31 protein-coding genes are annotated in these 26,731 nt (G+C 62.9%); 9 read left to right on the forward strand and 22 right to left on the reverse strand.

Translation table 11 applies throughout. From position 1 onward, the window contains the following. Position 1 precedes the first annotated feature (1 nt). The 9 genes from DGA31_RS08860 to DGA31_RS08900 all read right to left on the reverse strand — a co-directional run bounded on the left by DGA31_RS08860 (position 2) and on the right by DGA31_RS08900 (position 7,781). Positions 2–1,027, reverse strand: coding sequence for a nucleoside hydrolase (locus tag DGA31_RS08860; protein WP_109512281.1), 1,026 nt, complete (start codon positions 1,025–1,027; stop codon positions 2–4). Between the two features lie 19 nt (positions 1,028–1,046). Then, on the reverse strand, positions 1,047–1,451 hold the full coding sequence (gene rbsD / locus DGA31_RS08865) for a D-ribose pyranase (RefSeq protein ID WP_109512282.1): 405 nt from the start codon (positions 1,449–1,451) through the stop codon (positions 1,047–1,049). Continuing rightward, a complete protein-coding gene (gene rbsK / locus DGA31_RS08870; protein ID WP_056839933.1) occupies positions 1,448–2,368 on the reverse strand; it encodes a ribokinase in 921 nt (306 codons plus the stop codon). Before rbsK ends, rbsD begins: the two co-directional genes overlap by 4 nt. A 54-nt stretch (positions 2,369–2,422) precedes the next feature. Next, positions 2,423–3,430 carry a LacI family DNA-binding transcriptional regulator gene (locus tag DGA31_RS08875; protein WP_056839934.1) on the reverse strand — a complete coding sequence of 336 codons (1,008 nt, stop codon included), beginning with the start codon at positions 3,428–3,430 and terminating at the stop codon, positions 2,423–2,425. Between the two features lies 1 nt (position 3,431). Beyond that, the gene (locus DGA31_RS08880; protein WP_056839935.1) at positions 3,432–4,427 is read right to left on the reverse strand and encodes an ABC transporter permease; all 996 of its coding nucleotides are present in this window, start codon (positions 4,425–4,427) and stop codon (positions 3,432–3,434) included. Next, on the reverse strand, positions 4,424–5,974 hold the full coding sequence (locus DGA31_RS08885) for a sugar ABC transporter ATP-binding protein (protein WP_109512283.1): 1,551 nt from the start codon (positions 5,972–5,974) through the stop codon (positions 4,424–4,426). The genes DGA31_RS08880 and DGA31_RS08885 overlap by 4 nt, the downstream gene beginning before the upstream one ends. Before the next feature lie 15 nt (positions 5,975–5,989). Then, positions 5,990–6,949 carry a sugar ABC transporter substrate-binding protein gene (locus DGA31_RS08890; RefSeq protein ID WP_109512284.1) on the reverse strand — a complete coding sequence of 320 codons (960 nt, stop codon included), beginning with the start codon at positions 6,947–6,949 and terminating at the stop codon, positions 5,990–5,992. Between the two features lie 118 nt (positions 6,950–7,067). Beyond that, positions 7,068–7,469, reverse strand: a complete 402-nt coding sequence (locus tag DGA31_RS08895; RefSeq protein ID WP_152035005.1) for a magnesium transporter CorA family protein — start codon at positions 7,467–7,469, stop codon at positions 7,068–7,070. Between the two features lie 87 nt (positions 7,470–7,556). After that, complete coding sequence (locus DGA31_RS08900; RefSeq protein ID WP_056840184.1) at positions 7,557–7,781, reverse strand: YgdI/YgdR family lipoprotein; 225 nt, start codon at positions 7,779–7,781, stop codon at positions 7,557–7,559. 196 nt (positions 7,782–7,977) lie between these two features. Between DGA31_RS08900 and DGA31_RS08905 the strand changes: the two genes are divergently transcribed. Then, entirely contained in the window at positions 7,978–8,229 is a 252-nt protein-coding gene (locus tag DGA31_RS08905) for a DUF1654 domain-containing protein (protein WP_056839939.1), read from the forward strand. 4 nt (positions 8,230–8,233) lie between these two features. Further along, complete coding sequence (locus DGA31_RS08910; RefSeq protein WP_109512286.1) at positions 8,234–8,950, forward strand: endonuclease; 717 nt, start codon at positions 8,234–8,236, stop codon at positions 8,948–8,950. 34 nt (positions 8,951–8,984) lie between these two features. On the opposite strand, the gene map is transcribed toward DGA31_RS08910, so the two are convergent. The 5 genes from map to DGA31_RS08935 form a co-directional block, all read right to left on the reverse strand. Then, positions 8,985–9,776 (reverse strand): type I methionyl aminopeptidase, encoded by a 792-nt coding sequence (map, locus tag DGA31_RS08915; RefSeq protein WP_109512287.1) that lies wholly within the window; start codon positions 9,774–9,776, stop codon positions 8,985–8,987. Further along, positions 9,773–10,015, reverse strand: a complete 243-nt coding sequence (locus DGA31_RS08920; protein WP_056839942.1) for a ParD-like family protein — start codon at positions 10,013–10,015, stop codon at positions 9,773–9,775. Before DGA31_RS08920 ends, map begins: the two co-directional genes overlap by 4 nt. Before the next feature lie 67 nt (positions 10,016–10,082). Then, positions 10,083–10,415: a helix-turn-helix domain-containing protein gene (locus DGA31_RS08925; protein ID WP_109512288.1), complete on the reverse strand. Its 333-nt coding sequence runs from the start codon at positions 10,413–10,415 to the stop codon at positions 10,083–10,085. A gap of 85 nt (positions 10,416–10,500) precedes the next feature. Next, positions 10,501–10,698, reverse strand: a complete 198-nt coding sequence (locus tag DGA31_RS08930) for a hypothetical protein (RefSeq protein ID WP_109512289.1) — start codon at positions 10,696–10,698, stop codon at positions 10,501–10,503. A gap of 92 nt (positions 10,699–10,790) precedes the next feature. Further along, positions 10,791–11,816, reverse strand: a complete 1,026-nt coding sequence (locus DGA31_RS08935; protein ID WP_109512290.1) for an Ldh family oxidoreductase — start codon at positions 11,814–11,816, stop codon at positions 10,791–10,793. 194 nt (positions 11,817–12,010) lie between these two features. Between DGA31_RS08935 and DGA31_RS08940 the strand changes: the two genes are divergently transcribed. Together DGA31_RS08940 and DGA31_RS08945 are read left to right on the forward strand one after the other, a co-directional pair. Then, complete coding sequence (locus DGA31_RS08940) at positions 12,011–13,018, forward strand: FecR family protein (RefSeq protein WP_109512291.1); 1,008 nt, start codon at positions 12,011–12,013, stop codon at positions 13,016–13,018. A gap of 200 nt (positions 13,019–13,218) precedes the next feature. Next, positions 13,219–13,617 (forward strand): Fe2+/Zn2+ uptake regulation protein, encoded by a 399-nt coding sequence (locus DGA31_RS08945; protein WP_109512292.1) that lies wholly within the window; start codon positions 13,219–13,221, stop codon positions 13,615–13,617. A gap of 24 nt (positions 13,618–13,641) precedes the next feature. Here DGA31_RS08945 and DGA31_RS08950 read toward each other — a convergent pair whose 3' ends face one another. Next, complete coding sequence (locus tag DGA31_RS08950) at positions 13,642–13,830, reverse strand: hypothetical protein (protein WP_056839948.1); 189 nt, start codon at positions 13,828–13,830, stop codon at positions 13,642–13,644. Between the two features lie 224 nt (positions 13,831–14,054). Here DGA31_RS08950 and DGA31_RS08955 point away from each other — a divergent pair, with 224 nt between their 5' ends. Then, a complete protein-coding gene (locus DGA31_RS08955; RefSeq protein WP_056839949.1) occupies positions 14,055–15,866 on the forward strand; it encodes a monovalent cation:proton antiporter-2 (CPA2) family protein in 1,812 nt (603 codons plus the stop codon). An 81-nt stretch (positions 15,867–15,947) separates the two neighbouring features. On the opposite strand, the gene DGA31_RS08960 is transcribed toward DGA31_RS08955, so the two are convergent. The 6 genes from DGA31_RS08960 to moaB form a co-directional block, all read right to left on the reverse strand. Further along, positions 15,948–17,372, reverse strand: a complete 1,425-nt coding sequence (locus DGA31_RS08960) for an efflux transporter outer membrane subunit (protein ID WP_109512293.1) — start codon at positions 17,370–17,372, stop codon at positions 15,948–15,950. Then, positions 17,369–18,424: an HlyD family secretion protein gene (locus DGA31_RS08965; RefSeq protein ID WP_109512294.1), complete on the reverse strand. Its 1,056-nt coding sequence runs from the start codon at positions 18,422–18,424 to the stop codon at positions 17,369–17,371. Before DGA31_RS08965 ends, DGA31_RS08960 begins: the two co-directional genes overlap by 4 nt. Positions 18,425–18,443: 19 nt before the next feature. Then, the gene (locus tag DGA31_RS08970; protein ID WP_109512295.1) at positions 18,444–19,976 is read right to left on the reverse strand and encodes an MFS transporter; all 1,533 of its coding nucleotides are present in this window, start codon (positions 19,974–19,976) and stop codon (positions 18,444–18,446) included. Between the two features lie 131 nt (positions 19,977–20,107). Beyond that, complete coding sequence (locus DGA31_RS08975; RefSeq protein WP_056839953.1) at positions 20,108–21,034, reverse strand: glycosyltransferase family 2 protein; 927 nt, start codon at positions 21,032–21,034, stop codon at positions 20,108–20,110. A 75-nt stretch (positions 21,035–21,109) separates the two neighbouring features. Then, positions 21,110–22,306: a molybdopterin molybdotransferase MoeA gene (locus DGA31_RS08980; RefSeq protein ID WP_109512296.1), complete on the reverse strand. Its 1,197-nt coding sequence runs from the start codon at positions 22,304–22,306 to the stop codon at positions 21,110–21,112. Next, positions 22,306–22,845, reverse strand: coding sequence for a molybdenum cofactor biosynthesis protein B (gene moaB / locus DGA31_RS08985; RefSeq protein ID WP_056839955.1), 540 nt, complete (start codon positions 22,843–22,845; stop codon positions 22,306–22,308). The genes DGA31_RS08980 and moaB overlap by 1 nt, the downstream gene beginning before the upstream one ends. A gap of 78 nt (positions 22,846–22,923) precedes the next feature. Between moaB and mobA the strand changes: the two genes are divergently transcribed. The 4 genes from mobA to DGA31_RS09005 all read left to right on the forward strand — a co-directional run bounded on the left by mobA (position 22,924) and on the right by DGA31_RS09005 (position 25,645). Then, positions 22,924–23,520, forward strand: coding sequence for a molybdenum cofactor guanylyltransferase MobA (gene mobA, locus DGA31_RS08990; RefSeq protein WP_109512297.1), 597 nt, complete (start codon positions 22,924–22,926; stop codon positions 23,518–23,520). A gap of 86 nt (positions 23,521–23,606) precedes the next feature. Continuing rightward, complete coding sequence (locus tag DGA31_RS08995; protein WP_056839957.1) at positions 23,607–23,831, forward strand: YgdI/YgdR family lipoprotein; 225 nt, start codon at positions 23,607–23,609, stop codon at positions 23,829–23,831. A gap of 119 nt (positions 23,832–23,950) precedes the next feature. Further along, on the forward strand, positions 23,951–24,844 hold the full coding sequence (locus DGA31_RS09000) for a LysR substrate-binding domain-containing protein (RefSeq protein WP_109512298.1): 894 nt from the start codon (positions 23,951–23,953) through the stop codon (positions 24,842–24,844). A gap of 96 nt (positions 24,845–24,940) precedes the next feature. Then, entirely contained in the window at positions 24,941–25,645 is a 705-nt protein-coding gene (locus DGA31_RS09005; RefSeq protein WP_109512299.1) for an SDR family oxidoreductase, read from the forward strand. A gap of 22 nt (positions 25,646–25,667) precedes the next feature. Here DGA31_RS09005 and DGA31_RS09010 read toward each other — a convergent pair whose 3' ends face one another. After that, a complete protein-coding gene (locus DGA31_RS09010; RefSeq protein ID WP_109512300.1) occupies positions 25,668–26,558 on the reverse strand; it encodes a pseudouridine synthase in 891 nt (296 codons plus the stop codon). Positions 26,559–26,731 lie beyond the last annotated feature (173 nt).

Below are 26,731 nucleotides of genomic sequence, written 5' to 3' on the forward strand. Positions count from 1 at the left end.
CTTACTTCAAGCGAGCCAGGCGGCGGGTCAAAAGATCGAAGAACCCCTGGGCATCACCGTTTTCGATCCACAGCACGTTTTCGGGCTGCTTGAGGGTGCCGTACCAGTCGGCGACGGTCTGACCGAAGCCAATGCCTTCGCGGCTATCGATGGCCATATGAATGCGCCGCCCGGTAAACAGTTCAGGCTGCAGCAGCCAGGCGATCACGCTGGCATCGTGTACCGGCCCGCCGGGCAGTCCGTAGTGCGCCATGTCGAGCTTGACGTATTCATTGAGAATATCCCCCACCCGCTTGCCCGCCTGATTATCCAGCGCTGCAATCTGCGCCAGGCGCGCCTCGCTGGTCAGGATCTTGTGGGTGACATCCAGAGGCACATAAGTCAGCCTGACGCCGCTATCGAGCACCACCTGGGCAGCATGCGGGTCGGCAAACAGGTTGAATTCGGCCGCCGGGGTAATATTGCCGCCGTTGAAATGCGCACCGCCCATCACCACCACCTCCTTGATGCCACGGGTGATTTCCGGTGCCTGGGTCAGCGCCAGGGCCAGGTTGGTCTGCGGCCCGAGCATGGCGATGGTAATGCTGTGCGCCGGGGCCTGGCTCAAGGTGCGGATCAAGTAATCGACCGCATTGCCCTGGGCCAGGCCCCTGGCAGGCTCATACACCGTCACGCCCGGCAAGCCTTCCTGGCCATGCACGTTGTCGGCATAGATCGGCGTGCGCACCAGGGGCCGCGGTGCGCCGGCGTACACCGGCACCTCTTCGCGCCCTGCCCACTCACGCGCCAGCCGCGCATTGCGCGAGGTCTTGTCCAGGCGCACATTGCCCGCCACGGTCGTGATGGCCAGCACATTGAGCTCTTCAGGCGAGGCCAGTGCCAATAACAATGCAACCACATCATCGGCGCCCGGATCGGTGTCGATGATCAGATCGCGCCTTTCAGCCCCCTGGACCGCTGCAGCTCCCAGCACAGACATCAGCACGACTCCTCTTAACAACCTATTTAACAGCGATATCCCTTTCATCCCACACTCCTTTTCCTTACTAGAACACCACTCCGGCCACCAGCGCCACGTTACTGTAGGGCTGGCACTCGCCGGTTCTTACAATGGCCTTGGCACGGCGGCTCAAGGCTTTCAACGCTTCATGGCTGATCCAGTCCGGCTGACCCAACTGACCGTCGAGCTGCAAAGTCTCGATCATCAGCAACGCCGGCGGCCTGGCCTCGATCATTTCGCGGGCCAGCACATGGCTTTCGACCTCCATTTCACTGAGCACCACATCCAGCACCCCGACGAAATCCGGCACGCCACGGGTCAGCGCCAGGTCGATCAACTCGACACCCGGCGGCACCGGCATGCCGGCGTCGACGATCATCAGAATGTCGCCATGCCCCAGAGAGGCGATGACCCGGGACAAGGCGATATTGAGCAACGGTGTTTTCTTCATGGCGCCAGCAGCCTGTGCACGTCGTCCAGCGAGGGAATGGAAGGCTGCGCACCGGCACGCGTCACCGACACTGCGGCGGCGGCCTGAGCGAAACGCACGGCTTGCGCCTGCGTCTGGCCCTGCGCCAGTGCCGCCGCCAGTGCGCCAATGAAGGTATCGCCTGCAGCGGTGGTGTCGACCGCCTGCACAGGATGCGCCGGCAGATGCTCACAGGCCTGGACACCGGCCAGCAGCACGCCCTGCCCGCCCAGCGTCACGATCACATTGCGGGCCCCGGCTGCGAGCAGAACCTGGGCGGCAGTGGCGGCCGAGGCCGGCGAGTCCACGTTCAGCCCGGTCAGTACCTGGGCTTCACTCTCGTTGGGGATCAGGTAGTCGATCAGCGGGTACCAGTCATCCGGCAATGGCTGGCTGGCCGGTGCCGGATTGAGAATCACCGTACAACCCAGCTCGCGTGCCCGGCGCAGGCTGTGCAGCACGGTCGGTGCAGGCACTTCAAGCTGGCAGACCACCACCTTGGCGCCGGCCAGAAGCGCATCGAAGCGCTCCACCGAGGCAGGCAGCAATTGCCCATTGCCGCCTTCGACAATGACGATTGCGTTCTGGCTGTGCTGGTCGACCAGAATCGAGGCAATGCCGGTACTGACTCCCGGCACCTGGGTCACGCCCTGACAGTCGACGCCCTCGACCAGCAGCGCCTCGCGCAGTTGCTGGCCATAGGCATCGTCACCGACACAGCCGAGCATGGCCACCGTGGCCCCAAGGCGTGCGACCGCCACCGCCTGATTGGCGCCCTTGCCACCCGGCACGGTGGCAAACGACTCACCGACCAGGGTTTCTCCCGGACGTGGCAGCCGCGGCACGCGCACCACCAGGTCCATGTTCAGACTGCCTATTACCACTACTTGTGCTTGCATGATCGTGGCCAGGGTCCTGTCGATAATGGAGTTTCAAATAGGTTGTCATAACGATCAGGCATCACCTGATACCTTCGAGGTCGACTCGCGCACGACTACACGGGGCTCGACCCTGCGCTTTTCCACTGGCAAGGCCGGATTGGCGATGCGCCGCAGCAGCATGGCCGCTGCCGTTTCGCCCAGTTGCGTGATGGACTGGCCCACCGTGGTCAGTGCCGGGTACACGTAGCGGCTGAGCTGGATATCGTCGAAACCAATGACCGACAGCGCCTGCGGCACGCGAACGCCCTGCTCGGCTGCGGCGCGTAATACCCCAATGCCGATCATGTCGTTGCCGGCAAAAATCGCCGTCGGCCGTTCGCCCTGCAACAGGCGTGCAGCGGCCTCGTAGCCGGCAGGGCTGGTGAAGTCGCTGTGTAGCGCCCAGTCGTCACGGGCCGGCAGGCCGGCCTGATGCAGCGCACGTCGATAGCCTTGCAGGCGCAACTCGGTCACCACGGTATGCCGGGGACCGGCAATGCAGGCAATGTGTCGATGGCCCAGATCAATCAGATGGCGGGTGGCCAGCCAGGCGCCCTGCTCGTGGTCGATCTGCACCAGATCCGCCTCCACGCCCTCCAGCTCGCGGTCGACGATCACCAGCGGCGTACGCACCGCCGACAATCCGCCTGCCATGCCCGCATCACCGTCGACCGAAGACACGATCAAGCCATCGACACGCTTCTCCAGCAGCACACGCAGGTAGCTGCGCTGTTTTTCCGGGTTGTCATCGGAATTGCACAGAATCACGCAGAAACCGTTGCGCTCGCAGTGGTCCTCGATGCCACGCGCCAGCTCGGCGAAGTACGGGTTGATGCCGTTGGGGATCAACAGGCCGATGGTCGCGGTCGCCTGGGCTTTCAGCGAGCGGGCCACGGCACTGGGCACGTAATCGAGCTGCACGATGGCCGCCTCGACCTTGAGCCGTACCGCATCGCTGACCGGGCGCGTCTTGTTCAGCACATGGGACACGGTGGTATAGGAAATACCGGCCAGCGCCGCAACGTCCTTGATCGTCGCCATGTCAGCCCTGCCGTTGTGCGCGATGACTGCGGTAGGTGTCGAGCACCACGGCAATCACGATGACCGCGCCAGTGATGATGCGCTTGGTCGGCTCCGTGGCGCCGATCTGCGCCAGACCGGCCGCCAGCACCGAAATGATCAGCACGCCGAAAAACGTGCTGATGATCGAGCCCCGTCCACCCATCAGGCTGGTCCCGCCGATCACCACGGCAGCGATCACTTGCAGCTCGAGGCCGGCACCGGCGTTCGGATCAGCCGCTTCCAGGCGGGAAATCTGGAACAGCGCAGCAACCCCGGCCAGCAAGCCCATCAGGGCGAACACCATGATCTTGTAGGGCTTGGGGTTGATACCGGCCAGGCGCACGGCCTCTTCGTTGGTGCCGATACCGATCAGGTAGCGACCAAACACTGTACGGGTCAGCACCGCCTGAGCAACGAAAATGACCAGCAAGGCGATCAGAAAGGACGGTGCGATACCAAAGGCGATGGGCTCCGACAGCCAGGCGAAGGCATCACCAATGTAGGCGGTGCGCGAGCCGGTCATCTGGTAAGCCAGCCCGCGCGCCATTTCCAGCACGCCCAGCGAGACGATGAACGACGGGATGCGCCAGGCCACGGTGATCGAGCCTGTCACGGCACCGGCCAGAGTGGCACAGGCGATGCCCAGCAAGGCGGCTGGAAATACGCTCCAGCCCCAACCCAGGATCGCGACGCTGACCGCCGACGCCGCCAGCGCCAGCACCGAGCCCACCGACAGGTCGATGCCGCCGATGATCAGCACCAGCGTCATGCCCACGGCCAGCACCATCAGGTCGGGAATCTGGTTGGCCAGGGTGCTGAAGGTCTGATAAGACAGAAAGTGATCGCTGAGCGATGAAAACAGCACGATCATCGCCAGCAACGCACCCGCCAGGCCCAGGTAGGTGCCCAGGCCAAAATACTGGCCGCCGCGCCGAATGGGCAGCGACGGTGCCACGGAGTCTTTGGAAGGAGTCATTGCACATGTCCGCTTGCGGCCTGGCCATTTGGCACCGCTTGTTGTTGATAACCGGCAAAAGCCGCTGCCAGCAGTTGGTCCTGCGTCCAGTGCTCACGCTCGAAGGTGTCGATCAGTTTGCCGGCTGATAGCACCGCGATGCGGTCGCAGATCAGCATCAGTTCGCGCAGGTCGCTGGACACCACCACCAGCGCCCGCCCCTGGCGGGTCAGTTCGCCAAGCAGCGCATAAATATCGAATTTGGCCCCCACATCAATGCCGCGGGTCGGCTCGTCGAACAGCATCACCGGGCAATCGCGCTCCAGCCAGCGCCCGATCACCACCTTTTGCTGGTTGCCGCCCGACAATTGCGAGACAAGCTGCCCGGGACCGGCACAGCGAATGCGCATGGCCTCGACCTGACGCTGTGCCAATGCCTGCTCACGCTGCGCACTCACCACCCCGCCACGGGCAATGCTGTGCATGTTGCCCAGCGCGACGTTGGCCGCAATCGACTGCGACAGCAGCAACCCTTCGCCCTTGCGGTCCTCGCTGATCAGCGCAATGCCGTGGCGCACCGCATCACTGGGCGAACCCAGCGTCACCGGGCGCAGCGGCTGGCCGAGCTCGACATGACCGCTGTCGGCGCGATCAGCGCCGTAGATCAGGCGCAACAACTCGGTGCGTCCCGAACCGACCAGGCCGGAAATGCCCAGAATTTCACCCTGGCGGACCTCGAACGAGACGCTGTCGACCTTGCCCCTGCGACTCAGTCCCTTGACCGACATGGCCACAGGCCCCATTTTCCGGGGCCCCAGGTCCAGGTGCTCACCCATCTCACGGCCGACCATCAAGGTGACCAGTTGCTGGCTGTCATAGCGGCTCATGGGCTCGATACACACCAGCCGGCCATCACGCAGCACGGCAATGCGCTGGGCAATGCGGGCCAGCTCTTCAAGCCGATGAGAGATATAGATGATCGAGACGCCATCGGCCTGCAGCCGGGCGATCTGCTCGAACAGCCTCTCGACCTCGCGCGCGGTAAGCATTGCCGTCGGCTCGTCCAGGATCAATACACGGCAATCGCCAATCAGGTTGCGGGCAATTTCCACCATTTGCTGGTGACCGATCCCCAGCTCCCCGACCGGTGTATCCGGGTCGATGGCCTCAAGGCCGACCCGGGCCATGGCCTGGACCGCCTGCTGGCGCAGGCGCTTGCGGTCGATCCAGCCCAGCCGCCCCGGCAACTGGTCGAGAAACAGGTTCTCGGCCACACTCAGGGTCGGCAGCAGGTTGAGTTCCTGCATGACCATGCGCACCCCGAGCTTTTCCGCTGCGGTACGACTGGCGGGCTGCCAGGGCTGGCCCATGAACTGCATCTGCCCGGTGCTGGGCGTCACCAGTCCGCCAATAATCTTCGACAAGGTGCTCTTGCCCGCGCCGTTTTCACCGGTCAGGGCCAGCACCTCGCCACGCAGCAGGGTCAGGTCGATATCGGCAATCACCGGCTGGGCGTATGTCTTGCCAATGCCGTGCACCGACAGCACAACCTCTGGGGGCGTCGTCATGAAGGAGTCTCGCCTTTACTGTGGCTGGGTAACCAGTTCGACAGGCGTCTGGATCACGCCCTCGACGCTGCCCAGTGCCTCACCCTTGATTGACTTGAGTGCTGCCTCAATGCCGAACACAGCCTGACGGGCAGCAAACTGATCGGCGGTGGCCAGGATGCGACCGTCCTTGAGCATCGGCTTGATGGCATTGATATTGTCGTAACCGACGATCATGACCTTGCCGGTCTTGCCAGCGGCGCGTACGGCCGAGACGGCGCCCAGGGCCATGCTGTCGTTACCGGCCAGCAGCGCCTTGAGGTCGGGGTATTCATTGAGCATGGCCGAGGCGACGGCGTTGCCCTTGTCGATTTCCCAGTTGCCCGACTGCACGGAGACGACCTTGATCTGCGCCGCCTGCATGGCATCCTGGAAACCTGCGGTACGCTGCTGGGCATTGGTGGTGGTCGGCACGCCTTCGATGATGCCGACCTGGTCACCGGCTGCCAGCTTCCTGGCCAGGTATTCGCCGACCAGTTGCGCACCCTTGCGGTTGTCCGGACCGACGAAAGCCACCTCGATGTTCTTGCTCTTGAGCACACCGGCATCGAGCTGGTTGTCGATATTGATTACCTTGATCCCGGCGTCCATGGCTTTCTTGAGCACCGGCACCAGGGCTTTGGAGTCGGCCGGCGCAATGACCAGGGCATCGACCTTAGAGACGATCATCTGCTCGACGATACGGATCTGGCTGGCGGTGTCGGACTCATCCTTGATGCCGTTGGAAATCAGGTCGAACTGATCGGCGTGTTCTTTCTGGTAGGCCTTGGCGCCGTCTTCCATGGTCAGGAAAAATTCGTTGGCCAGGGATTTCATGACCAGTGCGACCTTGGGCTTGTCAGCGGCCTGGGCCTGGAAGGATAGCAGCGGGGTCAGTGTGGTGGCCGTGGCGAACAAGGCAACAGCGAGCAAGCGTCCAGCGAAGGGCAGCTTCATGGGTGTCTCCGATTCTTGTGATTATTGTTGGGTCGCGCGCTGGGTCGGTGACTAAAATCGACACGCAAACGTTTGCGAGACCCTCACTATCGAAGCGAATCCCGGTTTTGTCAACTTTTCAGACGTGCGCGCTGAGCACGGCCGCAGGTTTGTTCAGGGCCGTGATCAGCAGGCCGGAGACCAACTGGATATCACTGTTGGCCAACATCACCTGGCGTTGCAGGCTGAGAATGCGCGGCAGACGCACCACATCGGGCTGCACCGACTTGAGCGCCTCACGCAGTTCCTGACGCAACTTGCGCAAGTGCTCATGCAGCTCGGCCAGACGATCGACCAGTGTGTCGACCACCGGCCCCATGCCGGAGCCGTTCTGTTTTGCAGGTTTGCTCGACACGCCCTCCAGCGTCAACGGCGTGCGCGCGCTTGCGTGCTCGTCATCGACCTGCGGCGTCTGGCCGACCGCCCCGCTCGGGTGGGCAAGGGTTACAAAAGCTGCTGGCAGTCCAACGGACAGCGACATGATCATTCCTCTGATGAATTCCAGTCCTGTCAGGGCATCGGCCGCCAGCGTCATTTCTTCACGACCGTTGAGCGCCAGCCTGCGGCCTCAATCCTCGGGCTTGACCGTCGCGACCTCGTCGGCACGCACCCGGATACGCTTGCCGGCTATATCGGTGAACTCGTAAAACCCGTCTGCCGTGCGAGTGCGCGGGGCATCTTCGGTGACGTATTGCGTGCCGTTCTGCAAGGTCACCACCGTAGGCGAAGAACAACCTGTCAGGCTTGCGCCCACCAGAGCCAGCACGGCCAGAATCCGTATCGATGTATTCATGAGCATTCACCCCAAGCTCCGGCACCACGCCGGGATAGCACACAGATTAACCTGTGCCGGGCCATTTGCCGACCTGCCGGCGAGAGCGCCCACCGCTGGGCGCAATCGCTGGCCAAGTCATTGATTCACGACAGGGTTGCGAAACTTGCAAAGCTGAAATACTGTACGCCCATACAGATAACCAGGAGGCTACACCGTGGCCAAAAAAAGCGCAGCGCCCCCCTCTCCACCCAGCTCCTACGAGCGCCTGGGTCTTCGCATCCAGAAGATCATCAACGCGCCTGCCGCGCAAAAGGCCAGGTCCGCTCTGATCACCCGGCACCCCGACGAACTGGAAGACGACTGGGCACAATTGCTCGAAGAAATCGCCGAAAACGATAACGTCACCCTCGCCTGGCGCGACGACGGAGGCGTACAGATTTTCTGGACCGTGCCCAAGGAAGACTGAGGCAATGACCGTCGGATTGGGCACCCTGCTGCGTGCCACCCTGCTTATCGGCGTGCCCTTGGGGGGCCTTGCGCTGAATGCGCACGCCCAGGCGCCGCGCACGTTCAGTGAAGCCAAGACCATCGCCTGGAAACTCTACGCACCACAGTCCACCGAGTTTTATTGCGGCTGCAAGTACACCGGCAACCGCATCGACCTGGCCAGCTGTGGTTATGTACCGCGCAAAAACCCAAAGCGGGCGCAGCGCATCGAGTGGGAGCACATCGTTTCGGCCTGGCAGATCGGCCATCAACGCCAGTGCTGGCAGAACGGCGGGCGCAAGAACTGCTCACGTCACGACAAGCCTTTCCAGCTCGCCGAGGCCGACTTGCATAACCTGGTGCCCAGCATTGGCGAAGTGAATGCCGATCGCAGCAATTTCAGCTTTGGCTGGGTGGCCGAGCAGAAAAACCAGTACGGCACTTGTCAGACGTACGTGGATTTCAAGACCCGCAAAGTCATGCCCCGGGCCTCGATTCGCGGCATGGTTGCACGCACCCACTTCTACATGAGCAAGCACTACAACCTGCGCCTGTCACGGCAGGACCAGCAGCTCTATCAGGCCTGGAACAAGACCTACCCGCCACAAGCCTGGGAGCGCCAGCGCAACCAGCGTGTGGCGTGTGTGATGGGACGTGGCAACGAGTTTGTCGGACCGGTCAACCTGAACGCCTGCCGTTGAACGCGACCGCCCGGCCAGAGGCCGGGCGACCTGCTCAGATGGCCGGGTAGTCCCCCGTACCCTCAGGCCAGGGTGTCAGCAACTCAAAGCCGGTCTCGGTCACCGCGACCATGTGCTCCCACTGTGCCGACAGCGACAAGTCGCGGGTCAACACCGTCCAGCCATCATCCAGCGTACGGGTGCCAGGCTTGCCGGCATTGATCATCGGTTCAATTGTGAACACCATGCCCGGCTTGAGCTTGAGTCCCTTGCCCGGTGTGCCGTAGTGCAATACCTGGGGCTCATCGTGATAAACCTGGCCAATGCCATGCCCGCAATACTCGCGCACCACACTGAAGCCTTCACGGTGCGCCACGGTCTGGATGGCATGACCAATATCGCCCAGCGTTGCACCGGGGCGCACGGCATGGATGCCGGCACGGGTCGCCTCATAAGTGGTATCGACCAGTCGCCTGGCCAGCGGACTGACCTCCCCCACCAGGTACATGCGACTGGTGTCGCCGTACCAGCCATCCTTGATGATCGCCACGTCGATGTTGACGATATCGCCGTCCTTGAGCACATCGGTGGCCGAAGGAATGCCATGGCACACCACGGCATTGGGCGAGATGCAGGTGGTCTTGGTAAAGCCGTGATAGCCGACGTTGGCCGGAATCACTTTCAGCTCTTCGACGATATAGCGATTGCAGATATCGTCCAGCGCCTCGGTGCTGACCCCAGCCTTGACGTGGGGCTTGATCATGGCCAGCACCTCGGCTGCAAGCCGACCGGCGATGCGCAGCGCCACCAGGTCCTGCTCGCTCTTGAGGGGTACACCGCGGCTCATGATGCCACCCGCTCGGCTGCCGCCATATCCAGCAACTGGACACCCAGGACCACGCCCTGGCTGTTTTCGGCCTTGAGCAGCAATTGACAGATGTCGCTGTAGGCCAGTGTCGGATTGAGCTCGGCCAGCATGCCGACCCGCATCCAGTGCTCGGCCTGAGCGTTAATTGATCGACTCAAGGCGGCACTGGCCGTGCGCACATTGGCATGCATATGTTCGGAAATTTTAACCAGACCCATGTTTGACCTCTCGCTGAATATACAAAGCATATACGTTTCGTATATTCACGAACAAGCATGGAATGTCTTATTGCTCAAGTACACCCTCGGACAATGCCGAGGCCAGCACACTGATAGCGTGCTTCTGCGTCGGCGCCAACGAACGAAAACGGGTAATCACCTCGCGCTCGGCCCCCGACAGCATGTCCAGTTCCAGAGGCGTGCGCCTGCCTGAGATCAGGTAAAGCACATCCACCCCGTGTTGCGAAAGCGCAACCAGATAAGCAGAACGTGGAATACGAACACCGCTTTCGTACATCGCCTGGGCATTGGCTTCAACGCCACCCAATGCCGCGAATTTCTGTTGAGTAAGCCCCAGCGCCCGGCGTTCCTGCCTCAAGCGCGTGGCAAAAGAGTTCATGCAAGTGTCCCTCGAACCGAGCAATACTTACACCATAGCCTGCACCCGCGCGGGTTTGAAAGGCTCTGAAACAGCCCTCTCGGGCTTACTCCATGGCCAGCATCAGGCGTGGCTCATTGACGATACGGCGGGTACGATCCGGGACTGAAGCAGCAGCCTCGCAGGCACTGAAACGACGCAGGGCAGCTGCGAGCGCCAGGAAATCCTCGCGCTGCATTTCTTCGAAATTAGCTGCCCGCCGCTGGGCAATCGGTGTATTTTTTTGCACAGAATCAAGAGACATGGTCACAACTCCTTTAAACACTGTATGCACATACAGTATTAGGATCGTGACGCCTGCGCAAGCCTGCATGCGACGAACGGCCCGGACATCTGTCAGCCAGGACGGGTCAGCTCACCCAGTTGCGCCCACTCGGCGTCTGCCATCTCGACACCTTCACGCAATGAGCGGGCGCGCTCCACATAGCGCCGATCACCCGGCATGCGCGCCTGCCCCACGCCGTGCAGTTGCCGCACCAGAGTTTCGCTGCGCTCGGCAAATGCCTGGCCGCTGCCGCGGTCAGGATCGATCACAATCAGCAATTGCCCGGTCCAGGGCGTTTTCGCCCCCGGATGCTGCGACCAGTCGAATTCGAAGGAAAAATTCCCTCCGGTGATGCCCGCTGCCAGCAGCTCGACCATCATCGACAATGCCGATCCCTTGTGACCGCCAAATGGCAGCAAGGCGCCGCCATCAAGGATGGCCTGGGGGTCGGTCGTCGGCAGGCCGGCGGCATCCACCCCCATACCGTCCGGCAGACAATGCCCTTCGCGGGCTGCAATCTGCACATCGCCATGAGCAATCGCGCTGGTGGCCATGTCGAACACCAAGGGTTCACCGCCGGCACGCGGCGCGGCAAAGGCAATCGGATTGGTGCCAAACAACGGCTTGTGCGCACCGTGCGGCACGACGCACGTCATGCTGTTGACCAGGCTCAGCGCCACCAGCCCCTGCTCGGCAAACGGCTCGACATCCAGCCACAGCGCGGCGAAGTGATGCGAGTTGCGGATGGCCAGGATCGCGATGCCCGCCTCGCGGACCTTTTCGATCAGCAAGGGGCTGGCCGCTTCAAGGGCTGGCTGGGCAAAGCCATTGGCGGCATCGACACGCACGAACGCGGCTCCCACATCTTCGACCACCGGCAGCGCCTGGCCATCGACCCAGCCACTGGCCAGGGTCGAGAGATAGCCTGGAATCCGAAAGGTGCCATGGCTATGGGCACCGTCGCGCTGGGCACTGGCACAGTTGTGCGCCAACACCCGGGCGACCTCGGGGGCGGTGCCATAGGCCAGAAAAATCTGGCGCAGGCGCTCGACAAGGTCTGCAAAGGGCACTCTCAGGGTCGGGGTCGATACGGACATGCGGGGCTCCACTGCGGGAAAAGGTCGGAAACAGACAGTTCTTGACGCCAGAAAACCTGCATTTTCCGGGTATTGGATGAGAGCGTCTGGCATTTACACAAAAATGCAACCTGATGTGATCGCTATTGGTTATCCATTGTTCTCACTCGTCAATAGCCAGAGGTAGAATCCTTCACGGCACCAGCGGAGACCCCATGAGCCCGACCACGTCCAGTCCAGTCAACGACGACACGATTACCGAGACCGCCGCGCAGTGGTTCATGCGCTTGCAGGATGAGGACTGCACGGACACCGAGCGCAGCACCTTTGCGCAATGGCTGACCGCCGACCCGCGCCATGCCCGCGAATACGAAGCCATGCGCGCCACCTGGCAGGCCTGCGATGGTCTGACACCCGCACTCGGTCCTTCGGCCATACCCGCGACCGCACGGCCATCAGGATCGCGTGGGTACAGACGTGCCTTCGGCCTGGCCGCATTTGCAGGTGCGCTGACACTGGCACTGGGCATCGGCTGGAACATGGGCTGGGTGCCTTCGGAGTACACCACCTATGAAGCGGACAGCGCGAGCCGGCTGGTTACCCTGCCCGATGGCAGCCGGGTAGAGCTGAACACCCGCACGCAGATAAGTTACTTGCGCTACAAGGACCGGCGCATCGTCAACTTCGGCAAGGGCGAGGCCTTCTTCGAGGTGGCGCACGATGCGCTCAAGCCTTTCGTGGTACAGGCCGGCAAAGGCAGCATCCAGGCCACCGGCACACGTTTCAATGTCTGGATGTACGAAGATCAGGTCAATGTGATTCTCGTCGAGGGTTCCGTGCTGGTGCTGGGTGACCGGACCCAACCGGGTCGCAGCCTGAACCTGATGCCCGGCATGCAGGCGTATTACCGTGGCAACGAGGCTCAGCCGCAAGCCAGCCAGATCAAGGCCGGCGATGCCAGCCTGGCCTGGCGCTACGGCAAGCTGGTATTCAACGACCTGCCCTTGCGCCAGGCCTTGCCGTTGATCAACCGCTACCTGCCCGCCCCGGTCATGCTGGGCGACAATGCCACGGGCGACCTGCGCCTGGGCCTGAGCTACAACATCAGCGAGATGCCTCGCCTTCTGACTTCGCTGCCCCAGGTGCTGCCCGTGCGCGTCACGCTCAACGAGCAGGGCCAGCCGGTGCTGCACAAACAGTCAAGAGCGACCCAGAAGCGCTGATTTGCTCATACCCTGAAACAACCTTAACTTTTCTTCATGATTGCCTGAAAGCCCTGTGCTTGAGGGCTTCCGAAGGTGTTGACAGGCATTTTGACGGCCTGCGGCCTAACTTTTTTGCCGTGGAGGATGAGGTTTTTTTGCGCTCGCTCGTCTTATTAGATGTGAACCGCAATAAACCAGGCCCGAAAAGGAGTTTGTGCATGCTCAATCGTCAAGGAATCACCACCCGCACCTTGCTGCGACAGAACGCTATCGCCGCCCAGGCCCAGCTACCAGAGCCCGCCGCCGAACACGACCGTGCCGGTAACGAGCACATCCGCGCCCTGCTGAAGAACTTCGGGCTGCGCACCAGCCTGGTCCGCCTCAAGGTCCTCGACACTCTGCTGATCGCCAGCCAGGAAGGCCAGCCACTGGGTGTGCGTGGCATTCATAGTCATCTGCTGCGCGTGGATGTACCGCTGTCGTTTTTGAGCGTGCGCGAAGTGCTCAAGCGCCTGTGCGATGAAGGGGTCATCATCCTGGGGGCCGACAAGGCCTACACCCTGCACCCCCAGGCCTTGCAGTGGCTCGACAACAATGACAACCAGCCCGCTCAATGAGCGGGCCTGCATTGCGTTCAATGATCAGCGCTTGACCTTGCGACGCATCACGCCGTTGAGGATGACCACCAGCACCGCTACGCCGATCGCGATGTACTGGAAGGTCTGCTCGGTGATGGTGCCGGCTTTCTGCAAATGGGTAAGGCCCAGCATGATTGCCAGTACCGACAAGGCAATCAGAACCGAATAGATCAAGCGTTGTTTATTGCTCATGACATTTTCCTGAATTCAACATGATCAGCCTCTGGCTGCGCGAAAGCGCGACCATGTTACGCCGATCTGCCCTTGATGGCATCGCCCAAAGCCCGGCCCCTTCTTCGCGGCGCCTGCCTGCGCCTGTAACGGCGGCAGCATTGCCCTGTCTGCAACAGCTGTGTTTAATGCGCCCCTCATCCAGGCGGATTGCCTGAGATTCACGTTTATCAAGGAGTTGTCCCATGCCCCATGAAGGCAGCCTGCTGCAGGCCGCTGTCGTGTTCCTGCTCGCCGCCGTCCTCACCGTGCCCCTGGCCAAGCGCCTGCAACTGGGTTCGGTCCTGGGCTACCTGTTCGCCGGCGTCATCATCGGCCCCTCGGTGCTGGGGCTTATCGCCAATCCGGAAAGTGTCAGCCACATCTCAGAACTTGGGGTGGTATTGCTGTTGTTTATCATCGGCCTGGAACTGTCGCCCAAGCGCCTTTGGGTGATGCGCAAGGCGGTTTTCGGCGTCGGCCTGCTGCAAGTGCTGCTCTGTGGCCTGGTGATCGGCGGCATTGCCCTGATGGCCTTTGACCAACCCATGAATACGGCCATTGTGTTGGGCCTGGGCCTGGCCTTGTCGTCCACGGCGTTCGGCCTGCAGAGCCTGGCCGAGCGCAAGGAGCTTGGCAGCCCGCATGGCCGCACCGCTTTTGCCATCCTGTTGTTCCAGGACATTGCGGCCATTCCGCTGATCGCCCTGGTGCCGATGCTGGCCGGCGCCAACCATAACCTCAGCACCAGTGAAAGCCTGACCCATGCGCTGGAAATCTTTGGCAGCATCGCCATCGTGGTGATCGGCGGTCGCTACCTGTTGCGCCCCGTGTTCCGGATCGTCGCGCGTACCGGCATCCAGGAAGTGTCCACGGCCACGGCGCTGCTGGTGGTGATCGGCACCGCCTGGCTGATGGAACTGGTGGGTGTGTCGATGGCACTGGGCGCGTTCCTGGCCGGCCTGCTGTTGGCCGACTCGGAATACCGCCACGAGCTGGAAGCGCAGATCGAGCCCTTCAAGGGTTTGTTGCTGGGGCTGTTTTTCATCAGTGTCGGCATGGGCGCCAACCTCAGCCTGCTGCTGACCGACCCGATCGTGGTGCTGGGCCTGACCTTGCTGCTGATCGGCCTCAAACTGCCGATCCTGTTCGTGATCGGGCGCATGGCGGCAGGCCTGGAACGGCAGAACGCCGTGCAGCTCGGCCTGGTGCTGGCTGCGGGGGGCGAATTTGCCTTTGTGGTGTTCAAGCTTGGCAATGCCGAAGGCCTGTTCGCCGCCCGGGTCTACGACATTCTGGTGCTGACCATCACCCTGTCGATGGCCCTTACGCCGTTGCTGTTCATGGCCACCGCTCGCTGGCTCAAGCCACGCCCGAAAGCCACCCCGGTGCCCGACGAGTACCGTGACATCCACAGTGACCGCCCGCGCGTGGTGATTGCCGGCATGGGCCGCATGGGCCAGATCGTCGCGCGGATCCTGCGCGCCCAGAATATTCCCTTCATCGCCCTGGACACGGCCGTGGAAACCATCGAGTTCACCCGCAGTTTCGGCAATGTGCCGGTGTTCTATGGCGACCCGCTGCGTCCTGAAATCCTGCGCGCAGCCAAGGTGCACGAGGCCGAGTACTTCGTGATTGCCACCGACGACCCGGAAACCAACATCAAGACCGCCGAACTGGTGCGCAAGCTTTACCCGGACATGAAGATCATCGCCCGGGCGCGCAACCGCCAGCATGTGCATCGCCTGATCGACGTGGGCGCCCACGCCGTGCGCGAGACCTTCTACTCAAGCCTGGAAATGAGCCGCCAGACCTTGCTAGGCCTGGGCCTGAGCCAGGCCCAGGCCGATGCGCGCATCGAGCGGTTCAAGTGCCATGACGAACAAGTGCTGGCCGATCAGCACCTGGTCTATGACGACGAAGCCAAGGTTCTGCAGACCGCCCGCGAGGCACGCAAGGAGCTTGAGCAACTGTTCGAATCCGACCAGCTGGATGAAGAACAGGCGCTCAAGCCGTGAGTTCATGATCGCTGCCAGGGTCTGGCGGCAGGTATAAATCATCGGACCTGCAGGAAGCAGCTTGCCGGCGATATAGCGTTCTCAGAACCCGCCGCCCAGCGACGCATACAGCCCCACCAGCGCCTGGGCCTGGGTCGTGGCGCTTTGCACCCATTGTTCCTGGGTGCTGAGCAAGGCGCGCTGCACCGAGAGGACATTGAGAAAGTCTGCCGCGCCTTCGACGTACTGGCGCCTGGCCGTGTCCAGCGCCACCTGATTGTGTTGCACGGCCTCCTGCAACATGCGTTGCTGCAACTGGCTGGCGTTATACAGACTCATGCTGTCGTCGATTTCCTGCCAGGCCCGCAAGACCGTCTGCTGGTAGGCCAGCGCGGCTTCCTGCTCCTGCGCCTCGCGCAGTTGCAACTGGCCACGCAAGCGGCCGCCGGAAAAGATCGGCAGGCTGATCTGCGGTCCGAAGGCAAACTCCCGCGCCCCCCAACTGCCAAGATCCGACAGTTGCAGCGCCTGCAAACCGACATTGCCCGACAAGGTGATGCGCGGGTAGAAATCGCCTTCGGCCACCCCCGTGCTGGCGGTGGCCACATGCAGGCGCGCCTCGGCGCGACGAATGTCCGGACGTCGCTCGGCCAGTTGTGAAGGCAGCCCGACTGGAATCTGTGTTGGCACGGCGGCCATCTGCACGGTTTTTTCCAGCTCAACCTGCAGGGCCCGTGGCGTTTGGGCCAGTAACAGGCCCAGCGCGTTGATCAACTGCGCCTGGTGCTGTTCAAGCACTGGCAGGCGCGACGCCACTGCCGACACCTCGGCGGCCGCTTCCGCGACATCAAGGTCGGTGGCCACGCCGTTTTGCAGGCGCACCTGCGACAGCTCAAGGCTGTTGCGCGCCAGGTCCAGACTCTGTCGGGTCACCTTCAAGGTGCCCTGCACGCCACGCAAGGCCAGGTACTGGCGTGCAACCTCGGCCTGCATGGCCAATAAAGCGGCGCGCTGATCGTTTTCAGCCACATCCACTTGCGCGCCGGCGGCTTCGACCTCACGGCGCACCCGCCCCCACAGGTCCAGTTCCCAACTGGCCCCCAAGCCACTGTCCCACTGCTCGAACGGCGCCCGGCCCTGATTGCCCGACGGATCGTTGAGCCCCTTGCCACTGTTACGCTTGCGCTGATACCCCAGGTTGGCGTTGACCTCGGGCAACTGCTCGCCGCTGCTGATCCGGTACATCGCCCGGCTCTGCGCCAGGCGCGCGGCAGCCATGCGCAGATCCAGGTTGGCCGTGCTGGCCCGCTCAATCAAAGCGTCCAGCAACGGGTCCTGAAACACCCTCCACCACCGCGCCTCGATAGGCGCCATGACCGGCTGGCTGGGCGCCTGCTCACCCGCCACCGGCAGCCACTGAATACGTGCGTCACTGGCCGGACGCTGAAAGTCCTTGCCCACCTGGCAGCCGCCGAGCACCGCAGCGATGGCCAGCCCCAGGGCACAAGTTGTGAACAGGCGGCTCATCGGGCCGTCACCGCAGCGGTGTCCGGCAACGAGGTGGTGTCGATACTGGCTTGCACCGACATGCCGACCCGCAGCCGCCCGGCCAAGGGCTGGTCCGGCTCAAGCACGATCTTCACCGGAATCCGCTGCACCACCTTGGTGAAGTTACCCGTGGCGTTATCGGGTCGCACGGCGGCGAAGGTTACGCCGGTGGCCGGTGCGATGCTGTCCACATGCGCCCTGAGCACCTGGTCGGGATAGGTGTCGACGCGCACCTGTACGGGTTGCCCGACACGGACGTGGGTCAGTTGGGTTTCCTGGAAGTTACCCAGGACATAGGCCTGCTGCAGCGGCACCAGTGACAGCAGCTTGCTGCCGGGCACCACATAATTGCCGACCCGCACTGCGCGTTCGCCGACCGTGCCGTCGATGGGCGCCACGATGCGGGTGTACGACAGTTGCAGTCGCGCCTGCTCAAGCGCCGCTTCGGCACGCTGCAAGGCCGCCTGGGCACTGTGTTGTCGGGCCTTGAGAATATCGACCTGCTTGCGCTCGGCAGCCAGGGTCGCGCCGGCACTGGTGTGCTGGGCATTGGCGGTGTCGATGCGGGTGCGCGCCTGCTGGGCGTTCTGCACCGTACCGGCACCGGCGCCGGCCAGGTGCTCATAGCGGGTGCGCTCTTGCTCGGCGAACGTCACCGCCGCCTGGCTGGCCTGCAGGGCGGCCATGGCCTGGGCAATCACCGAGGCCTGGCGCTGCAGCAGCGCATCGGCCTCATCGCGCCGGGCGGCCGCCGCCTGCACCTCGGCCTGGCTGGCAGCCAGGGCAGCCTGCAGGTCTTTGTCATCGATGCGGGCGAGCAACTCACCGGCCTTGACCTGCTGGTTATCCTCCACCAGCACCTGGCTGATAAAACCGGAAACCTTGGGCGCGACCACCGAATAGTCGGCGGCAATGAAAGCATCGTTGGTGCGCTGGTGCTCGCCCTGCCCGGCCAGGGCATACAGCCCCACACCCGTCAGGACAAGCGCGATGCCACACAGCGCCAGGGTCTGTTTCGACGTCATTTTCATGACTGGCTCTCCAAAAGGCTCAGTTCAATGCCCGCGGTGGATACACCCGCGTCGGCATCACAGGAATCAGCAGCATCAGGGCGACCGCCAGCCAGCCCATGCAGTAGTAGAGATCGGCGCTGGTGAGCACCACGGCCTGCTCATGCAGGCGATGACTGAGCGCCAGCGGGTCGGCACCGACGCTTACCCACGGCGCATTGCCCAGGCGGTCAACCAGGGTGTTGGAATGAAAGTGCTGGCGGGCCGTGGTCAAGGCTTCGAGCAGCCCGGTGGCCATCACACTGGCCAGGCCACGCACGGTATTGAACCAGGCGGACGCAAAGGGTCCGTCCTGCGGGGCGATGCCGCCGGTGGCCTGGATCAGCAGCGGCAGCACGGCCATGGGCTGGCCGACGACCTGCAACAGTTGCAAAGCGTAGAAGTTGTCGCGAATCCACTCGGAGGTCATCTGTGTGGCCAGCGCGCAATGCAGCCCCAGCATCAACAACCCCAGCGCCAGTACCCAGCGGCAGTCGACCCGGCGCAGGTTGCACAGCGCCGCCAGCAATGGCAGCACCAGCAATTGCGGCAAGGCCACCATCAGCATCAGTGGCGCGGTCTGCAAGGGCCGGTAACCGTGCACCTGGGCCAGGTAGGCCGACGGAATCGATGCCACGGCGGTCAGCACCACCAGCACCCCGCCCAGGGTCAGCAAGGCATGCGACAGGTTAAGGTCGGCCAGCAGTTGCAGCTTGAAAAACGGCACAGGGGCAAACCACTCACTGCACAGAAACGCCACCAGCAACAGCAAGCCTGCGCTCAGCAGAAAGACAATCAACGACGACTCGAACCCGTCCAGCCGATTGCCTTCGAGCACGCCGATGACCAGCATCACGATGGCGGGCAGCCCCAGCAACAGGCCACGCCAATTGAACGACTTGAAGCGCTCCAGACGCGGCGTGTCCTGCACGATGCCATGAGACACGGCGATCATCGCCACCAGGCACGGCGGGATGACCTGCCAGAACGTCCATTGCCAGGTGAAATACTCGGTCCACAACGCGGCCAACGGTGTGCCCAGGCCAGGGCCGAAGGTGGCGGTCAACGCATAGCCGGCCAGGCCATACAGCTTGATCGAGGGCGGCAAAAAGCGCAGCGCTACGGTCATCAGCATCGGCGGCAGGCAGCCGGCGGCCAGGCCTTGCAGGAGGCGCAATACCAACAGGCTGGGGTAGTCAGGCGCCAGTGGGCACAGCAAGGCCAGCACCACGAACGCCGCGATCGCCCCCAGCGTGAAGCGCCGCAGCGACAAGGTGACGGCAAACCAGGGCGCAAAGGCCATCGCCGCGACCGAACTGGCCGAATAACAGGCGATCAGCCAGCTGGCCTCATCGGCACCGATGAACATTGCCCCACGAATATCCGCCATCGCGGTGCGGGTCACGCCTTCGTTGATGCCGGCGACCAACACCGCCAGCAGCACGCCGAGCAGCCCGAGCACCCGCTCCAGACCGAAGGGCGCGACGGAAGCCGAGGGTAAGAGCACAGGCACTGGCGTGGCGAGAGTGGTCATGAACAGACGGTCCGGAGCATTGAAAACCCCGGCAGTTTAAAAAGAGTCTGTCAGTACGAAAATTTACATTCAGGCAGCTTATGAGTGCATAAAACGCACGAATCAATAACTGTTAATTGCTTTCAACGTTATCACTCACAAGGGCTGTCCCAGTAACGCTTGTGCATGCTCAGTCTTTTTTTCCACGCAACGGAAAGGCGCTGCTCATGACGACTGAGCGTGTAGGCAATCAGCTTGAGCGCGTTGCGAATGATCGACAGCGGCCACCACCACCCGCGCCGTGGGCCGATAAACGCCAGTTCCGATTTGACATAGCGCATGCCCTCGCCGGCAATGCCACCAAAGCTTTCGTGGATCCAGCGCTCGCGAGCCTGGAACACGCCGATATCGAAATAGCGACGAAACTCTTCAATCAGGCTGTAATTGTGCGAATGACGGCACACGGCCGAACCCTCATAGGCGATTTTCCAGCCTGCCAGCAGCATTTTCGCCGCCACGTACATGTCTTCGGAAAGGATCACATGACGTGGAAATCCCCCCACGGCCAGCAGCGCCTCACGCCGGTAGGCCGCGAAGGAATTGGACATGAACGGTGTCTTGATGCCCAACGCATCGGCATCGGCCAGGGTCTTGATCTGCGAGGTCGGCGGGTAGTTGAACAACCGTGCATGCTGGGCCAGCAGGTTGGCGTCACGGTGCGGCAGTTGCCGGCCGCACACGGCACCGACCCTGGGGTCGGCGAATGGCAGCAGGATATTGGCGATGGCATCGCCCTGCTCAAGGCAGGCGTCCTGGGTCAGGTAGACATAGACGTCATAGCCCGGATAGCGCTCGACCATCATCTGCCGGGTGCCACCGTGGTTGAAGTCCTTGCTGTCGATCACCGTCACGTCTGCGCAACGCGACCGGGCCAGCGCCAGGGTGCCATCGCTGGAGCTGGAATCGACGATCAGGGTATCGAACGAAGCGCTCTGCCCCACCAGCGAATCCAGCAAGCGCTCCAGGTCCTTGCGCCCGTTATAAGTCGGGATCACACACGCCACGCTCAAAGACGGCATAACAATACTCCAGGGCAAACGACAGGGCCCGATTTGTCAGCGTCCTTGAGGCTAGCTCAGTGTGTAGCAGCGCGCTTAGCCGAGCACCTCGCTCAGCGGGATAAAGGTCACCGCATCGCCCTCGGCCAGCGTGGTGCCTTCGCGCACCTCGATCAGCCCGTCGGCCCAGACTGCGCTGCGCAACACCCCGGAACTCTGGTTGCGGTACGGCAATGCCCGGCCTTGCTCCAGTCGTGCGCGCAAGTATTCGCGGCGCGTGCCGGCACGGGTCCAGGCGAACGCTGCCGGCACCTGGAACTGCAACGGTGTGACCGCCTGGACGCCCTGGCGGCGCAGCAGATACGGGCGGGCCAGCAAGGCAAAGGTCACCAGGGTCGAGGCCGGATTGCCCGGCAGGCCCAGCACCGGTACGCCGCGATAATGCCCGAAGGTCAACGGCTTGCCGGGCTTGATGGCCAGCTTCCACAGGTCCAGCTCGCCGTCCTCGCGCAGGGCATGGCCGAGAAAATCCGCCTCGCCCACCGAGACGCCGCCGGTGGACACGATCAGGTCCACATGCCCCAGCCCCGCCAGCGCTGCACGGGTCTGCTCCAGGTCATCGGCCAGGATGCCGGCGTCGATCACTTCGCACTCCAGGCGCTGCAACCAACTGCACAGCAGCACCCGGTTGCTGTTGTAGATCTGCCCCGGCGCCAACGGCTGGCCAGGCTCGACCAGTTCATCCCCGGTGGACACCACCGCCACACGCGGGCGGCGCACCACGTCCAGCCGGGCAACACCCAGCGAGGCCGCCAGCCCCAGCTCCACCGGGCCCAGCCGGGTGCCAGTGCTCAACACGCACTCGCCGCAGCGGGTTTCCTGACCCTGGGGGCGGATATTCTGCTCAAGGCTCAGCGCCTGGGTGAAACGCACGCGCCCGTCGGCCAGGACCTCGACGTTTTCCTGCATCTCGACGCAGTCGGCACCGGCCGGCACCGGGGCGCCGGTAAAGATCCGGGCGCAGGTGCCAGGTGCCAGCGGCTCGGGGGCGTGGCCGGCCAGAATGCGCTGGCTGACCGGCAACGGCTCACCGCTCCAGTCCGCCAGGCGCAAGGCATAGCCGTCCATGGCGCTGTTGGGCCAGGGCGGCAGGTCCAAGGTGGCGACGATGTCCTGCGCCAGCACGCGGCCCTGGGCCTGGGCCAAAGACAGCGTTTCGCGCTCGGTGATCGGGCAGGCCTCGGCGCTTTCCAGCAACCGGGCCAGGGCATGTTCGACGGGCATCATCGGCATCAGCCCCGCGTGCCGCAGGGTTCGGCTTTCTTGAGGTGAGCGACAAAGTTGCAGGGGCGAAAGCGTGAATCGAGCTGCTGGGCAAGAATGCCATCCCAGCCGGTGCGCACGGCATTGGTGGAACCTGGCAGGCAGCACACCAGGGTACCGTTGGCCAGGCCCGCCAAGGCACGGGACTGGATGGTCGAGGTGCCGATGTCAGGCACCGAGATCTGCCGGAACAGCTCGCCAAAGCCATCGACCTGTTTGTCGAGCAGGCAGGCCACCGCCTCAGGGGTGCTGTCGCGGCCGGTAAAACCGGTGCCGCCGGTAATCAACACCACTTGCACGTTGTCGTCGGCAATCCAGGTCGCCACTTGGGCGCGAATCCTGTACAGGTCATCCTTGAGCAACACCCGGTCGATCAGGCCATGGCCGGCTTCGCTCAGGCGATCCACGAACGTCTGGCCGGAGGTGTCGGTGTCCAGGGTACGCGTATCACTGACCGTCAATACGGCGATATTGAGGGGCACAAAGGGGGTGTCGGGCTTGAAGCTCATGATCTGGATCCGGTTGTAGTGAAAACAGCCCGGTGTTATATCACAGCCCTGCTTTTGACTGCCCGCACCGGAACCGCCATGACCCTGAACGCCCTGCCGCCCTGTTCGATCCTGCTGCTGGCCGGTGGCCAGGGACAACGCATGGGCGGACGCGACAAGGGCCTGCTGGACTGGCAGGGCCGCCCCCTGATCGAAACCCTGCACCACACCGTGCGCCCGCTGACCGACGACCTGATCATTTCCTGCAACCGCAACCAGGATCGTTATGCCGCCTACGCCGACCGCCTGGTCGAAGATGCCGAGCGCGGTTTCCCGGGGCCCTTGACCGGTATCCTGGCGGCATTGACCGTGGTGCGACATGACTATTTGCTGGTGCTGCCGTGCGATGTTCCCAGGGTCGACGCCGCCTTGCTGATGCAGTTACGCACCCTGGCGGCGCAGCACCCGGGCCGACCGGTCATGGTGCGCGAAGGCGAACATTGGCAGCCCCTGTTGTGCATCATTGCCCTCGCCCATGCCCGGGTATTGCAAGCGGCCTGGCAAGACGGTGAACGCAGCCCGCGCCGGGCGTTGTCCCCTTTGCACCCGCTGGCGCTGCAATGCGCGCCGGGCGATCCCCGGCTGAGCAACCTCAATACCCCGCAATTGCTGGCGCAGAACGAACCTGCGCCCTAGCCGATTGCCGTTAGCCCCGCAGGGAACTTGCGGTTAAGCTGCACGTCTTAGTCGTCATTCAATCAGCATCACCAGGAGAAACAGCCATGAACTACAAGACCATCCCCGCCGCTTTCGTACTTGCCCTGGGCCTTGCGACCCTGGCCGGCTGCTCTTCGCCTACCGTGATCACCCTGAACGACGGGCGTGAAATCCAGTCTGTGGACACCCCGCGCTACGACGACGAAGCCGGTTTCTACGAGTTCGAGCAACTGGACGGCAAGAAAACCCGCATCAACAAGGATCAGGTGCGCACCGTCAAGGACCTGTAAGACCCTGCAGCATGCCGTGAATGAACCAGACGGTCGTTCATCCCTGGACAGTGCCTGCTCCTGCAGGTCATTGTCCGGGTCAGCCAACGCCGGCATCACCCGATAGAATGTCCCCTGCCATGCCAGAAGGCTTCCCTTCACTGCCTTCACTCAACGCGCTGCGCGTGTTCGAAGTGGTGGCCCGCCATTTGAATTTCCGTCTCGCCGCTGAGGAACTGGGTGTGACCCAGGCCGCCGTTGCCCAGCAGATCCGCGGGCTGGAGGCCAGCCTCGATCTCCCTTTGTTCGAACGCCTGGCGCGCGGCCTGAGGCTGACGGATGCTGGCCTGGCCTATGATGGCAGCATTCGCAAGGCGCTGGGAATGATCGACGAAGCCACCCGCCTGTTGCGCCCGCAAGCGACTCACCTGACCGTCAGTGTCACCCCCACCCTGGCGTCGAAGTGGCTGATTCCCAGGCTTGGCACCTTTGCCGAGCAGCACCCGGACATCGACTTGCGCGTACTGGCGACAGACAGGTTGTCGCATTTTCATACCGATGCCGTGGACCTGGCCATTCGCTACGGCCAGCCGCCGTTCGGCGCAGGCCTGAATGCCCAATTGCTGATGGAACAACGCCTCATCGCCGTGGCCAGCCCGGCGCTGTTCGAAGGCAAAGACCTGCCGGCCAGCTTCGAACACCTGCTGGGCTTGCAGAGGCTGCACGACGCTCATGATTTCTGGCCAGAGTTCACCGCAGCACTGCTCCCCGACCCGGTGCAACCCACGGCCAGGAACCTGCGTTTCAACCAGACTTCGCTGGCCATCGAGGCCGCCATCAATGGCCAGGGCATCGCCCTGGCCAACCAGGCTTTCGTCCAGCACGACATCGCCGCCAGGCGACTGGTCCAGGTGTTCCCCCAACAGCTGCGCCTCGACAAGGCGTTCTATCTGGTGTGGCCGCGCAGTGCCCGGCAGTCATCCGTACTGCTACTGGTCAAGGACTGGTTCAGGCAGCAGGCATCCGATAGTTAAACTACTGCCTCGGCAAAACCTGACTGACTCCCTCGTTACGCCCGCCCTTGCTACTGTAAAGCCTCCACACAGCAGGATTCTCAGCCGGGAGGCACCATGTCAGTAGAAAAAGTAGCCATCATCACCGCCGGCGGCAGCGGCATGGGTGCCGCCGCCGCGCGGCGGCTGGCGGCCGATGGTTTCAAGGTCGGCATTCTGTCCTCGTCGGGCAAGGGTGAAGCCCTGGCCAAGGAGCTGGGCGGCATCGGCGTGACCGGCAGCAACCAGTCGGTGGAAGACCTGCAACGGCTGGTCGACACCGTGATCGCACAATGGGGGCGTGTCGATGTGCTGGTCAACAGCGCAGGCCACGGCCCGCGCGCGCCAATTCTGGACATCAGCGATGAAGACTGGCATACAGGCCTGGACACCTACCTGCTCAACGTCATTCGCCCCACCCGCCTGGTGGCGCCGATCATGCAGCGCCAGCAAGGCGGGGTCATCATCAATATCTCGAGCGCCTGGGCCTTTGAACCCAGCGAGCTGTTTCCGACCTCGGCGGTGTTCCGGGCCGGGCTTGCCGCCTTTACCAAGATTTTTGCCGACACCTTTGCGGCCGATAACGTGCGCATCAACAACGTGCTGCCGGGCTGGATCGACAGCCTGCCGGGCACCGAACAGCGCCGCGACAGCGTGCCACTCAAGCGCTATGGCACAAGCGAGGAAATCGCTGCGACCATCGCGTTTCTGGCCAGTGAGGGAGCAGGCTATATCACCGGGCAAAACCTCAGGGTCGATGGCGGCCTTACCCGCAGTGTCTGAGCGCACACGATCAACGGGACGTTCAGAACGCCAGGCGCAAGCGGCTTTCGAACTCGCGTAACCGGCCACTGACCGGATCGGTGAAACGCAAGCCCCGCGCCAGCAGCTTCAATGGGCGCGGGTAGTCGTCCTGAGCGTCCTTGAGGACCTCGGGGTAGAACGGGTCGTTACAGATCGGCGCGCCCAGCGCCATCATGTGCACACGCAACTGGTGCTTCTTGCCGGTCACCGGGTACAGCGCATACCGCCACAGCGAGGCCTGGCGCTCCAGCACCTCGATACGGGTCAACGTGTTGGCCGCCCCCTCACCTTCCTGCATGCGAAAGAACGGCTCGCCATCGACTAGCCGGCTGGCGTGCTCACGCGGAAATTCCAGGTGCGGCAGGGCCGGCGCAATGGCTTCGTAGTACTTGTCGATCGAACGGGTACGAAACAGCGACTGGTAGGCCGAGCGGCTGGCCGGATTGGCCGAGAACAGCAACAGGCCGGCGGTGTGCCGGTCGATGCGGTGCAGCGGCACCAGGTCAGGATTGCCCAGGCGCTGGATCAGACGGCGCAGCAAGGTTTGCTCGACGTACTCGCCCGAGGGCGTCACCGGCAAGAAATGCGGTTTATCGGCCACCACCAGGTGTTCATCGACATGCAGGACCGATTCAAGCACCGGAATCGGCGTTTCGTTGGGCACTTCGCGAAAGTAATGAATCCTGAGCCCTTCGCGGTACGCCAGGTCGACGGCAATCGGCCGGCCCTCGCCATCCAGCACGCGGCCACGGGCAATGCGCTCCAGCCACAGTTGCCGGTCGATGGCAGGGAAACGGGCGCACAGGCAATCAAGCACCGTGCTCCAGGGACCCGGGGGCAGATACAAGGTACTGGCCTGGTGCTGGGCAGCGCTGAAGGAAGAATCGGTCATGCAAAGGCTCAGGAAATCAAAAGGCCGATTATCCGCCAACCCCACGACAGCGCCTAGCGCGATGTGCCGGGCGATCACCGAACACAATCAAAAAGCGGCTCTACAACGCTGCATACAGCCTTATTAACCATCTGGTACATTTATTCACAATAGATTGCGCCACAACAACAAGA

The sequence above is a fragment of the Pseudomonas ovata genome, from assembly GCF_003131185.1.
GTDB classification, from domain to species: Bacteria; Pseudomonadota; Gammaproteobacteria; order Pseudomonadales; family Pseudomonadaceae; genus Aquipseudomonas; species Aquipseudomonas ovata.